Annotated in this window: 14 protein-coding genes; all 14 read right to left on the reverse strand. The window is 47.8% G+C overall.

Annotated elements, in window-relative coordinates; all coding sequences use genetic code 11:
* Window positions 1-35: 35 nt before the first annotated feature.
* Window positions 36-1,505: a tetratricopeptide repeat protein gene (locus ACK1LH_RS18820; RefSeq protein ID WP_282033812.1), complete on the reverse strand. Its 1,470-nt coding sequence runs from the start codon at window positions 1,503-1,505 to the stop codon at window positions 36-38.
* 226 nt (window positions 1,506-1,731) lie between these two features.
* Window positions 1,732-2,361: a bifunctional phosphoribosyl-AMP cyclohydrolase/phosphoribosyl-ATP diphosphatase HisIE gene (gene hisIE / locus ACK1LH_RS18825; protein ID WP_029284616.1), complete on the reverse strand. Its 630-nt coding sequence runs from the start codon at window positions 2,359-2,361 to the stop codon at window positions 1,732-1,734.
* Window positions 2,358-3,116: an imidazole glycerol phosphate synthase subunit HisF gene (gene hisF, locus ACK1LH_RS18830; RefSeq protein WP_029284618.1), complete on the reverse strand. Its 759-nt coding sequence runs from the start codon at window positions 3,114-3,116 to the stop codon at window positions 2,358-2,360. The genes hisIE and hisF overlap by 4 nt, the downstream gene beginning before the upstream one ends.
* Entirely contained in the window at window positions 3,113-3,850 is a 738-nt protein-coding gene (gene hisA, locus ACK1LH_RS18835; RefSeq protein WP_029284620.1) for a 1-(5-phosphoribosyl)-5-[(5-phosphoribosylamino)methylideneamino]imidazole-4-carboxamide isomerase, read from the reverse strand. The genes hisF and hisA overlap by 4 nt, the downstream gene beginning before the upstream one ends.
* Window positions 3,847-4,482, reverse strand: coding sequence for an imidazole glycerol phosphate synthase subunit HisH (gene hisH / locus ACK1LH_RS18840; RefSeq protein WP_411333900.1), 636 nt, complete (start codon window positions 4,480-4,482; stop codon window positions 3,847-3,849). The genes hisA and hisH overlap by 4 nt, the downstream gene beginning before the upstream one ends.
* On the reverse strand, window positions 4,483-5,070 hold the full coding sequence (hisB, locus tag ACK1LH_RS18845; RefSeq protein ID WP_411333901.1) for an imidazoleglycerol-phosphate dehydratase HisB: 588 nt from the start codon (window positions 5,068-5,070) through the stop codon (window positions 4,483-4,485).
* Window positions 5,071-5,082: 12 nt separating this feature from the next.
* Window positions 5,083-6,351: a histidinol dehydrogenase gene (gene hisD, locus ACK1LH_RS18850; RefSeq protein WP_411333902.1), complete on the reverse strand. Its 1,269-nt coding sequence runs from the start codon at window positions 6,349-6,351 to the stop codon at window positions 5,083-5,085.
* Window positions 6,348-6,989, reverse strand: a complete 642-nt coding sequence (gene hisG, locus ACK1LH_RS18855; protein WP_411333903.1) for an ATP phosphoribosyltransferase — start codon at window positions 6,987-6,989, stop codon at window positions 6,348-6,350. Before hisG ends, hisD begins: the two co-directional genes overlap by 4 nt.
* Window positions 6,982-8,157, reverse strand: coding sequence for an ATP phosphoribosyltransferase regulatory subunit (locus ACK1LH_RS18860; protein ID WP_411333905.1), 1,176 nt, complete (start codon window positions 8,155-8,157; stop codon window positions 6,982-6,984). The genes hisG and ACK1LH_RS18860 overlap by 8 nt, the downstream gene beginning before the upstream one ends.
* 523 nt (window positions 8,158-8,680) lie before the next feature.
* Window positions 8,681-9,211, reverse strand: a complete 531-nt coding sequence (locus ACK1LH_RS18865) for an acyltransferase (protein ID WP_029284635.1) — start codon at window positions 9,209-9,211, stop codon at window positions 8,681-8,683.
* A gap of 3 nt (window positions 9,212-9,214) precedes the next feature.
* Window positions 9,215-9,856, reverse strand: coding sequence for a pyrophosphatase PpaX (ppaX, locus tag ACK1LH_RS18870; protein WP_029284637.1), 642 nt, complete (start codon window positions 9,854-9,856; stop codon window positions 9,215-9,217).
* Window positions 9,846-10,796 (reverse strand): nucleoside recognition domain-containing protein, encoded by a 951-nt coding sequence (locus ACK1LH_RS18875; RefSeq protein WP_411333908.1) that lies wholly within the window; start codon window positions 10,794-10,796, stop codon window positions 9,846-9,848. The genes ppaX and ACK1LH_RS18875 overlap by 11 nt, the downstream gene beginning before the upstream one ends.
* 4 nt (window positions 10,797-10,800) lie before the next feature.
* Window positions 10,801-11,619, reverse strand: a complete 819-nt coding sequence (lgt, locus tag ACK1LH_RS18880) for a prolipoprotein diacylglyceryl transferase (RefSeq protein ID WP_411333910.1) — start codon at window positions 11,617-11,619, stop codon at window positions 10,801-10,803.
* Window positions 11,620-11,641: 22 nt separating this feature from the next.
* Complete coding sequence (gene hprK, locus ACK1LH_RS18885; RefSeq protein WP_029284643.1) at window positions 11,642-12,577, reverse strand: HPr(Ser) kinase/phosphatase; 936 nt, start codon at window positions 12,575-12,577, stop codon at window positions 11,642-11,644.
* Window positions 12,578-12,807 lie beyond the last annotated feature (230 nt).

Consider the following 12,807-nt stretch of genomic DNA (forward strand, 5'->3'; position numbering starts at 1 on the left):
CTATAAAAGATAAGGATTTCATGCCATTTATTTGCTCACGACCAGAGGTTCCGGATGTAAGCTGAATATTTGGACAAGGTTTTGCCGGATATGGAGTATTGCTTAGCCGTTTCCGTCTGTGTCACTTTATAGCCGTTTTCCTTTTTCCATACATACTCAAGTGCTCCTGCCCATGCAAGATGGTTGCTTAAAGGCAGCTCTTCTCGTTTTGCTTTCAGAGCCGTCTTAAAGAAAAACAAGTAAAGTCCTTCATTCAGACCCTTGTTGTTTTTGAAGAGAACCTGTGCTGCCTGGTAGGTGAATCTGGATTTCTCAGACACGGTTTTTTTGATCTCCCCATTAACATGCGCAATTGCAAGATCCATAAACTCTCTTTCGAATGCAGACTGGGGAATTTTTGATGTTTTAAAAACCTGAATTTGATCTGGCTGATTCGTTTCAGCTGCTAAAAAGATGGCCAGCAGACGCTCTTCAATCGGCATGGTCATCGGCCGCTCCACTGACACTGTATCTTTAGCCCACGGCTCTGATCCCTCTTTTTCAGGATTCATCTCAAGAACGCGGTCAAAGCAGCTTCTGGCAAACTGTTCTTTTCCGGTAAAATAAGCGGAATAAGAAAGCCAGTAGTAAAACGTTTCATCACCGTCAAATCCTTGTCTGTAAATCGCCTTCAGCCATTTGTAAGCAAGCTCATACTGTCCGACAAGAGCAAATGTCGCACCAAGCTTATATCTGTGTTCAAACAGAATCGGGTGAATTCTCCCCATGCGCTGCGCGAGCTCCTCCACTTTGTCATCCTGGCGCTCATAATAATAAAACACCATTAAGTTGCACAATGCATGGAGGTTGCCGGGATTTTTGTCCAGCACCATATCAAGGTGCTCTTTCGCCCGCTCGACATCTCCCATGTAAAAATAAGCCAGGGATAAATTGTTGTAAGCCGACCAGAACTCAGGAAAGTCTGCCGTAATTTCCTTCAGCAGGGCAATCGCTTCTTCAAGCTTCCCGTTCTCAAGAAGAGATTTTGCTGCATCCTGCTTCACGATCAATTCGTCAGAATCAGAAAACAGATCCTCCTCATCCGCGCTTTCAATTGTCAAAAGCTCAAGAAGATCCTCCGTTTCTTCGATAAACTCACCGTTCGGCTCCTTTGTCTGGTACTCTGTCGCACATTTATAGGCTTCATGAAAAAGACCCAGATGCGCGTAATTATTGGCCATAAAATAGTGGCACTCTGATAACTCGCTATCAAGGTTTTTTAGAATATATGTTAAAAGCTCGTTTGATTGCTGATATTTTCCAAGTTCGGTATAAATGGCTGCAAGCTGGCTGAGCATCACGATATGATCCGGCTCAAGCTTTATGGCACGCTCAATCCACTTGCCCGCTCTTAATAGGTCTCGCTCCCGATAGGCTTTCATGCCCTTACGGTAAAAGTACTGTCCGTCTTGGAAGAAAGGGACAATCTGCGCTTTCTGTTCACTGTTGGTTGATTGTTTACCCACTGAAATCCTCCATTTCTTTACTTCTGCCGTAGGTTAGTATACCACACTGGGGAAGTACAACATAGCAGGTGGCAAAAATTAAAAGCTCTTGTCCTATCATGGTCAAAATAACACCGGGGCAAACAAATTACAGGCAGAACTGTATGGTTCGCCTGTACCTTTTTTCCGCCGGATTGCAGGGAACTTAACCACTCACACAACAAAAAAAGCCCCAAAATATAGGGCTTTACTTTGATGCATGACGCTCTTTCAATACACTCAGAACTTCATCGAGAGGCAGCTTCTGTTCTCTGAGGAGCACCATGAGATGAAACAGCAGATCGGCTGCTTCCCATTTCAGTTCCTCCGCGTCGCGGTTTTTGGCAGCAATAATGACCTCAGATGCTTCCTCGCCGACTTTTTTAAGGATCTTATCTACTCCCTCTGTGAAAAGGTAGGTTGTATAAGAGCCTTCAGGCATTTCAGCTTCGCGCTCTGCAATCAGCTTCTCTAAAGTGCTCAGGATGTTGAAGCGGTCAGGAACAGATTCCTGCGCCTTGCCGAACAGCGTTTCAGAAAAGCAGGAATAGGCGCCGGTATGACAGGCAGGACCTGCAGGCTTCACTAATACAAGAAGGGCATCCTGATCACAGTCATACTTCAGCCCCTCAACCTCCTGGGTGTTTCCTGAAGTTGCCCCTTTGTTCCAGAGCTCCTGTCTTGAACGGCTGTAAAACCACGTTTGCTTCGTATCGATTGTTTTTTGAAGGGATTCCTTGTTCATATAAGCAAGCGTAAGAACTTCTTTGCTTGCTGCATCCTGTACGATGGCAGGGACTAAGCCATTTTGATCGAATTTTACGGATTCCAGGTTCATCTGACTAACACTCCCTGCGTTTTTAAGTAGTCTTTTACTTCTTTTACGGACGTTTCTTTATAGTGAAAAATAGAAGCTGCAAGTGCGGCATCTGCTTTTCCCTCTTTAAATGCATCAGCAAAGTGTGCCGCATTGCCCGCACCTCCGGACGCAATCACGGGAACTGTTACAGCTTCGCTTACGATCCGGTTCAGCTTGAGATCAAACCCGCTCTTTTCTCCGTCGCTGTTCATGCTCGTAAGCAGGATTTCACCGGCTCCGCGCTTCACTGCTTCTCTTGCCCATTCGGTTACTTCCCAGGCTGTTTTCTCTCTTCCGCCATGTGTGTACACCAAATAAGTACCTGATTCCGCATCAAACCTTGCATCAATTGCAACGACGATGCACTGGGAGCCAAAAAAGCTGGCGCCTTCTGTAATCAGCTCCGGACGCAGAACCGCCGAAGTATTGACAGACACCTTATCGGCCCCTGCACGAAGGATTCGCTTCATATCCTCAAGGGAGTTGATGCCACCTCCAACCGTAAAGGGAATCGCAAGCTGCGCGGCTACGCTCTCCACGACGTCGGTCATCGTTTTTCTTCCTTCATGGGATGCAGAAATATCGAGGAACACTAGCTCATCTGCTCCCTCTTTGTCGTAGAACTTCGCCAGTTCAACAGGATCTCCAGCATCACGGAGCCCCAAAAATTGAATGCCCTTCACGACCCTGCCGTCTTTGACATCAAGGCACGGAATAATGCGTTTTGTGATCATGCCCGCTCCACCTCTTCCAGCGCTTCCGCCAGGTCAAACTGATTTGTATAGAGCGCTTTTCCGACGATTGCTCCTTTAACGCCATTTGCCGCGAAAGCTGCTAAAATAACAAGGTCATTCAGCGAACTGACTCCTCCGGATGCGATCACTTCTTTGCCTGTCGCTTTTGCCATTTCACACACAGCATCCACATTCGGTCCGGAAAGCATGCCGTCTGTTGCAATATCTGTGAAAATAAACGTTTCTGCACCGGCTGCAGCAAGTTCCACTCCAAGCTCAGTCGCTTTAACGGTCGAGGTTTCCACCCATCCTTCCGTTGAAACAAAACCGTCTTTCGCATCAATGCCGATGGCGATTTTCTCTCCGTACTTGGAGAGCATTTTTTTCACAAATTCAGGATTTGAGATAGCGGAACTGCCCAGAATGACGCGGGAGACACCATTTGAAAGGTAATAGTCCACATCTTCTTCAGAGCGGATGCCACCGCCTATCTGCACCTTCACATCAAGCTTTCGTGCAACTTCAATCACATGATTGTCATTCACGCGCCTGCCTGCTTTTGCACCGTCAAGGTCCACCATGTGAATCCACTCGGCTCCTTTTTCAGCAAATACTTTCGCCATTTCAAAAGGAGAATCGCCGTACACCGTTTCTTTTGCGTAATCTCCCTGTATGAGACGGACACATTTGCCGCCCCTCATATCAATGGCGGGATAGATGATAAATTCACTCATGGTTTCACCTTCTCTTCCACAATAGTAACAAAGTTTCTCAGAATGCCGATTCCTGTATGACTGCTCTTTTCAGGGTGGAACTGTGTTCCGAAGACATTTCCTTCTCCTACAACTGCCGGTACTTCCACACCGTAATCTGCGGCTGCGATCACTGTGGCATCAGCTTCTGCTTTTACGTAGTAGGAGTGGACAAAATAGGAATACCCTTCCTTAATCCCGTCCAGCAGGTCACTCTCTCTGTTCAGACGAAGCCTGTTCCAGCCCATGTGAGGAACCTTGAGCTGTTCTCTTTTCATGACACCTACCGGAAAATGAACGACGGTCCCCTTCAAAAGGGAAAGTCCCCCTGTGAGGCCGTTTTCCTCGCTTGAATCAAACAGCAGCTGCATGCCAAGGCAAATGCCGAGCAGCGGTTTCTCTGCACGTGCAGCCTTTTGTATGTATGCTGCCAAACCTGTTTCGTTTAAAATGGCCATTGCGTCTTTGAATGACCCCACTCCCGGAAGAATAAGTCCGGACGCCCGGTCAAGCTCTTCAGGGCTGTCAGAAATGAAATAGGAAACATTCAGGCGTTCAAGCGCCTTGCTGACGCTGTAGAGGTTTCCCATGCCATAATCTATAATCCCAATCATTTACAACATTCCCTTCGTCGACGGCACTCCTTTGATCCGCGGATCAATCGATGATGCTTCATCAAGCGCTCTTCCCAGTGCCTTAAACACAGCTTCAATCATGTGGTGGGTGTTGCGGCCGTAATGAACGATGACGTGAAGATTGATCCTTGCTTCAAGAGCGAACTTCCATAGGAATTCATGAACAAGCTCTGTATCAAAATTGCCGACTGTCGGACTCGGGAACTCTCCCTTCAGCTCAAAGTGAGGACGGTTGCTGAGATCCACTACAACTTGTGCAAGTGCTTCATCCATCGGCACCATTGCCTGACCGTAGCGTTTAATGCCTCTTTTGTCGCCAAGAGCTTCTCTGAAGGCCTGTCCAAGACAGATGCCGATGTCTTCTGTTGTGTGGTGGCCGTCAATTTCCGTGTCGCCGTTAGCTGCAACGGTCAAATTAAACTGGCCGTGTTTTGTAAAAAGATCCAGCATGTGCGTCATAAACGGCACGCCTGTATTGAGTTCTGAGATTCCTTCTCCATCTATGGCAAGAGAAAGGGAAATATCGGTTTCATTTGTCGTTCTTTGCAGACTTGCTGTTCGTTCCATTTTGACATCCTCCTATTTTAAGCGCTCCTCAATGGCGCGTGCATGTGCTTCAAGACCTTCAAGACGGGCAAAGGCCGCAATCTTTTCCGCTGACTGCGCAAAAGCTTTTTCACTATATGAAATGATGCTCGTTTTCTTGATAAAATCATCGACAGAAAGCGGACTTGAGAACCGTGCCGTACCGTTAGTAGGCAGCACGTGATTCGGGCCTGCGAAATAATCGCCGACGGGCTCAGAGCTGTATCTTCCAAGGAAAATCGCTCCCGCATGTCGGATGCTTCCAACCAGCTCCATCGGATTTTCTGTCAGAATTTCAAGATGCTCAGGAGCCAGTTCGTTCACAGCCTCTACAGCTTCATCAAGAGAATCCGCGACATAGATACAACCGTAATTTTCAATTGAAGGAGACGCGATTTCTCTGCGCGGCAGCGTCTCAAGCTGCTTCTCAACCTCTGAAGAAACGGCTTCTGCAAGCTCCATTGAATCTGTCACAAGCACACTTGATGCAAGGGCATCGTGCTCTGCCTGTGATAAAAGATCTGCCGCAACTTCACCCGGAACAGCGGTTTTGTCGGCAAGAACCACAATTTCGCTCGGACCCGCGATCATATCTATCGCGACATCTCCAAATACTTCTCTTTTTGCCAGAGCCACATAGATGTTTCCGGGCCCTGTTATTTTATCGACCGGTCTGATGGTTTCTGTGCCGTATGCAAGGGCTGCAATCGCCTGCGCTCCGCCGGCCTTGTAGATTTCCTCTACGCCAAGCTCTTTTGCGGCGACGAGGACGCCTGCAGGCAATGCGCCTTCTTTATTCGGCGGGGATACGAGAACAATCCGCTTTACACCTGCTGCCTGAGCCGGAATGACGTTCATCAGAACAGAAGAAGGATAGGCAGCCGTGCCTCCCGGTACATAAACACCCGCCGCATCAAGAGGCGTTATTTTCTGCCCGAGCATCGTCCCGTCCTCTTTATACGTCATCCACGACTCGCGCTTTTGCTTTTCGTGAAATGAACGGATATTTGCAGCCGCTTCGCGGATAATGTCTGCCGTTTCCTGATCTAATTCCTGATAGGCAGCCTGAGTTTCAGCTTCCGTTACCTTTAGATCAGATAGCGTCACGCCGTCAAATTTTTCCGTAAAAGCAAACAGGGCTGCATCCCCCTTTTGCTTCACTTCTTCAATGATTGATTTTACCGCGTCCCGCTGGGTTTCTGTCCCTGAATCAATGGATCGTTTTAAAGATGCGGACGCGTCTGTCAGCCGCTCGATTCTCATAGTGCGTCCCCCTCTACAACAGCTGAAAGACGGCTTACAAGCTCGTCAATCTGTTCATCCTTCATTCTGTAGCTTACAGGGTTTACAATCAGCCTTGAGGTAATATTGCAGATTTTCTCAAGCTCCACAAGACCGTTTTCCTTAAGCGTGCGTCCTGTTGAAACAATATCGACAATCCTGTCGGCAAGCCCGATTAAAGGCGCAAGCTCAATTGATCCGTTTAGCTTAATAATTTCAACCTGTTCTCCCTGCTCCCTGAAATAAGAGGAAGCTACACCCGGATACTTCGTGGCCACTTTGGGAGCCACTGCACCTGTGCCGCTGCCCCCCGGCAGACCGGCTACAGCCAAGTAGCATTCGCTGATTTTCAGATCAAGCACTTCGTACACATCCCGCTCTTCCTCAAGCATCACGTCTTTACCGGCAATCCCGATATCCGCAACCCCGTGCTCCACATATGTGGCAACATCCATAGGCTTAGCTAGGATAAACCTCATCTTTTCAGCCGGTACCTCAAGAATGAGTTTACGTGATTCATCAAATTCAGGCGGCAGCTTGTACCCTGCTTTTCTGAGCAGGTCAGCCGCTTCGTCAAAAATTCTTCCCTTCGGCATGGCAATTGTCAGCATGTTACTCATCCTGCTCTCCCTTTCTTGATCCGATAAAAAAACTCACGTCCGTAAACTGTTTCGTATAGGAGTCAACATCATTGACACCCGTAATATCCTGCATCGTCACACGTTTGCCCTGTCCGCGGAGATTTGCAGCCTGTTTAATGGCTTCTGCTCTTCTCTCCCCGCTGTAAAGGATACAGTAAATGTCAGGCTGTTTGTCTTCTTCACCAAGCGATTCAATGAGCCTGTCGAGCCTGATGCCGAATCCTGTTGCAGGGGCCGGGGTGTTAAAGCGTTCAAGCAGCTTGTTGTACCGTCCGCCGCTGCCGACAGGAAACCCGATGTTACCTGCGTACACTTCAAACAGAATGCCTGTGTAATAGCTCATGTGGCTGACAATATTCAAGTCAAGCTTCACATATTCGGCTGCTCCAAAATCCTTGAGGTGCAGCCACAGCTTTTCAAGCTCCGCAGCCGCTTCTATTGCTTCTTTGCTTGAAGCAAGTTCAGACGCAAGTGCGAGTTTATCCTCGCCGCCTCTAAGCTGCAGGAGCTGAAGCAATCTGCCTTTATCAATGGAAGACAGAGGCAATCCCTTCACATGTTCTCTATATCCCACGTAGTTCTTTTCGTAAAGAAAACGGCGAAGTACATCTGCCCGCTCCTGATTCCCGAGAATCTCCTTGAAAAGGGCATCCGCAAAGCCGATGTGGCCGATTGCAACCTTGAAATTACACAGGCCGGCCTCTTTCAGAACGGCAATCATAAGGGCAATTACTTCCGCATCACCGCTTGTCGTTGCATCTCCAATGAGTTCCGTTCCGATTTGCTCAAACTCTGCCGGACGCCCTCCCTCACGCTGCTGTGCGCGGAAGACGTTCGCATCATACGCCAGGCGCAGCGGGTAATCATCCTGATAAAAACGGGATGCTGCCACACGTGCAATAGGCGCGGTCATATCCGGCCGAAGGACGAGCGTGTGTCCCTGCTGATCGAGAAGTTTAAATAGCTTGCCTTCTGAAATGGCGGATTGAACACCGACAGTATCGTAAAATTCAAGTGTTGGCGTTTCAATAAACTGAAATCCCCATTTCCCGATCGCATCGGTCATCCGTTCCCTGACCTGTTTTTTTGTATTATAAAGCGATGGCAGTGTATCTCTCATGCCAAGCGGTTTTTCAAACATAAACATCTTCTGCTGCACCTCTTTCACGAAAAGTTCCGAATCCTTTAGTTCGCTAATATAGTAACATGCTACCAAAATAAAGTTGGGTTCGCAAGTCATAATGTTTCTTTCTTATTCTTTCTGTTTGGTTGATTTTCCTTTTTAAAAAAGTTTTTAAACAAACGTTTGATTAGGTTTGAGTGGTTGAAATGCGGGTATATAGATAGTAATATTTCCCCCAATGATCATAGAAAACCGGCCTGGATGTTGAGGGCCGGTTCTTTTTTTGCTTAGAGTATATTTCGGGATTGCAGCTGTACACGTTCCTTTCCGCTCCAGAAACTTGCTTTCCGCGGGGAGTGCCTGAAGCTTCCTCGCTGCGCTTGCGGGATCTTCAGAGCCCTCTTCATCCCGCAGGAGTCAAGTTTCTTCCGCTGCAGTCCACTTATATCCAACTTCTCTCACAATAAATCCTCTCACTTCACTTACATCCGAAAACTTTTTCTTGCAATTCAAAAAGACTATAAAAAAACACCGGCCGCAGCCAGTGTCATTGTTTTTCGCGGAGCGGATCTTTTTGATTCCGTTCTGCCATTTGTTCTTTTGTGTAAATGATTCTCATCGGGTTGCCTCCGGCGAATGCTCCGGCGGGTACGTCCTTGTGGACAAGGGTGCCGGCAGAGACGATGGCGCCGTCGCCAATTTCTACTCCCGGGAGAACGGTGGAGTTTGCGCCGATCATGACTTCGTCGCCGATCACGATGTCCCCAAGCCTGTACTCGCGGATTAAGTATTCGTGGGCAAGCAGCGTGGTATTGTAGCCGATGACCGTATTTCTGCCGACTTTGATTTTTTCCGGAAACATGACATCAAGCATCACCATCAGGGCAAAGGATGTCTGCTCGCCGACCTTCATTCCGAGAAGTCTGCGGTACATCCAGTTTTTCATGGATAGAAACGGCGTGTAGCGCGCAAGCTGGATGACGGTGAAATTGCGGACAACCTTCCAGAATGGAACGGTTTTGTAAACATGCCAAAGTGAGTTCGGGCCTTTAACAGGGTATCTCGTCGTTCTTCTCAAGAGTTATTCCTCTCCAAGCACACTTAACAGATCGCTCATCTTGTTAAGCATGTAGTCCGGCTGAAAGCCTTCCAGATACGCTGCTCCCTTGATGGTCCATGCTACACCGGCTGTCTTGGTGCCTGCTGCTTTTCCAGCATCAATATCATGGTAGTTATCCCCGACCATAATCGCCTCAACTGGTGAAGCATTCAGTTTTTCAAGAGCGAGCAGGACGGGTTCTGGATGAGGCTTAGCATTTTTCACATCATCAAGCGTGACGACCGTTTCAAAGAACTTGCCGAGTCCGGTCAGCTCAAGGCCCATATTGACGGTATTCCGGATTTTCGTTGTCACGATGCCGAGCTTGAAGCCTTTTTCATGCAGCGCCTGAACCGTTTCATACACCGTTTCAAACTGAGTGACAAGCTTGTCATGATTATCATGGTTAAACGTGCGGTATGTGCTGATCATTTCATCAACTCGCATTGGATCCATTTTCACAAATGTCTCATGAAGAGTCGGCCCGAGAAACGGCAGAACATCGTCTCTTCCGTACTGATTTGGATAATAGAGGTTGAGCGTATGAAGAAATGATTCAATAATTAAGTCATTTGTGTTGATCAATGTTCCGTCCAGATCAAACAATACGGTGTTAATTTTCATAAGTTGCTTCCTTTCTGCTTGTATGTTCAAATCTGTCCCAGATCGCCCCGACTGCCATTGTCAGCAGAACGGCTGTAACAATCCTGATAATCAAAAGCGGCAGCACAGGAATGCCGAGCGGAACAAAGATCAGCGTATCCTCAACAACGGCATGGCAGGACACGAGAAAAATAAAGGCAAGCGTCAAGTCCCTGTAGCTGACCCCGTCCTCTTCCACCGCCTTGATCATAACCCCGGCACCGTATGCGAGGCCAATCGTTAAACCCGCAACCATCGTCATAGAGGTATTTTCCTTCATGCCGAGCATTCTTGTTACAGGGGCAATCCATCTTGAAAAGACTGTCAGGAAACCTTTGTCCTTCAAATACTGAATAATGATCATAAGCGGAATGACGATAAGCGCCAGCTGTACGATGCCAAGACCTGCTTTTTGAACAGCGCTTAAGCCAATCTCCAAATAGCCTTCCGGAGCAGCCGCCTGCTTGGGAATAAACCCGTACTGAGCCGTCTCCGCTCCGCCCTTCCACAGGAGATTGATCATAATCGCCGAGCTGACAGCAAGACCGATTCTGACAAGCAGAATCACCCAGATCTTGATGCCGACTTTTGCAGCCACCGTGGATTCAATAATCAAATTATGTGAAAAAGAAAGCATAACCGCTAAAATAAATACTTCTTTAACTGATAAATCAAGCGTTAAAATCGCAGCAATTCCCGCATACAGATTCAGCATATTGCCAAGCACAAGCGGAATGGCCGCTTCCCCTGAAAGCCCGAAGATTCCCATGACCGGCTGAATCAGCTTAATCAGCCATGGCAGAACCGGTGTGTGCTGAAGCAGGCTGACGATCAGCGTAACGGGAAAAATCACCTTTCCAAGCGTCCAAGTTGTCTGAAGCCCTGCCTGAAATCCCTTTTTTAAGCTAGTAATCAGAAACATCCCCTTATTCAGCTGATTCTAAATAGCGTTCCTTTGAATAGCCTTTGACTCTTCTGAAAATCAAAATGGCAACCGCAACGGCAATCAAACCTAGTGAAATGACCTGGGCGATGCGGAGTGACTCCGTCAGCATCAGGCTGTCCGTCCGCATGCCTTCGATAAAATAACGTCCGATTGAATACCAGATGATATAGGTGAGAAACAGCTCGCCGCGGCGCAGATTCGCTTTTCTGAGAAGCATCAAAACGGCGAATCCGGCAAAGTTCCACAGTGATTCATACAGGAACGTCGGGTGATAGTAAGTCCCGTCAATATACATCTGATTAATAATAAACTCCGGCAAATATAACCCTTCAAGGAACTGGCGGGTAACCTCGCCTCCGTGTGCTTCCTGGTTGATGAAATTACCCCATCTGCCGATTGCCTGACCTAAGATGATGCTCGGCGCGCCAATATCGGCAAGCTTCCAGAAGGAGATTTTTTTCACTTTGGCAAAAATAAAGCCCGTCACAAATGCTCCGATCAGACCGCCGTGGATCGCAAGGCCGCCGTTCCAGATCTTCACGATGTCTCCCGGATTCTGAGAGTAATAGTCCCATTGAAAAATCACGTAGTAAATCCGCGCGCAAATAATCGCAATCGGAATGGCAAATAAGACAAGATCAACAAATGTATCCTTATGAAGCCCTCTTCTCTCGCTCTCGCGCACCGCAAGCCACAAGCCGAGCAGCGCCCCGACTCCAATGATCAGGCCGTACCAATGCACCTGAATAGGTCCAAGCTCCAGAAACACCGGATCAATCGGCGTAAAATTCTCCTCCATGCTTTCTTCCCCCTATAGATGATTATGCGTCATCGTGCTCTGTATCCGTTATGACATCCGTTAATTTATTTGTAAACTGTTCGGCAGCATTCAAACCCATGCGCTTCAGCCTGAAGTTCATCGCGGCCACTTCAATGATAACGGCAAGGTTTCTTCCGGGACGGACAGGAACTGTCAGCTTTGGAACATCCGTATCAATGATTTTCATTTTTTCTTCATCAAGACCAAGTCGGTCGTATTGCTTTTTCGGATCCCAGATTTCAAGATCGATGATGAGGGTAATCCGTTTATAGCTGCGGACTGCGCCTGCTCCGAAAAGCGTCATGACGTTAATGATGCCAAGACCGCGGATCTCAAGCAGATGCTCAATCAAGTCAGGTGCATTCCCGATCAGCGTATCCTGATCCTCCTGGCGTATTTCTACACAGTCATCTGCAACCAGGCGATGGCCGCGCTTCACAAGTTCAAGAGCGGTTTCACTTTTCCCCACGCCGCTTTTTCCGACAATCAGGACACCGACTCCGTACACGTCAACCAAAACACCGTGCACAGCCGTTGTCGGCGCAAGCTTCCCTTCAAGGAAATTCGTCAAATGACTTGATAGGCGTGTTGTTTTTAACGGGGAACGAAGAACGGGCACCGATTTCTCCTCAGATGCATCTGTCAGTTCTTTTGGAATCTCCATCTCCCGTGAGACAATAATAGCCGGAGTAGAGTCCGTGCAGAGCTGATCCATGCGTTTCACTTTTTCCTCGTCCGTCAGCTTCTGAAAAAATGTCAATTCTGTTTTTCCGAGTATTTGGACGCGCTCTTTCGGATAGTATGTAAAAAATCCTGCCATTTCCAAACCCGGGCGGGACAGGTCACTCGTCGTAATCGGCCGGTTAACACCTTCTTCACCGCTGATGAGCTCTAAATGGAACTTTTCTATTAAATCTTTCGTGCGAACTTTCGCCATGCAAGTTCCTCCTTTTTTTCTAAAAATAGAACGTATTTTATGCGCACAAATCCATTGCCTGACTGGCGCGGAATCAAGATCCCGACTCTTGCATTCATGCATTTTTACTGATTAAGTAAGAGAACTAAAATCCCTTCTTATTTTAGCACTTTTGCCTTTTAAACGGAAACCGGGATTCCCCGGACTCCAACTTTTTATAAGAGGGCGGGGACAAACACCGCTACTCTACC

The sequence above is a fragment of the Metabacillus indicus genome (genome assembly GCF_046603695.1).
In the GTDB taxonomy this organism is placed as follows: domain Bacteria; phylum Bacillota; class Bacilli; order Bacillales; family Bacillaceae; genus Bacillus_P; species Bacillus_P indicus.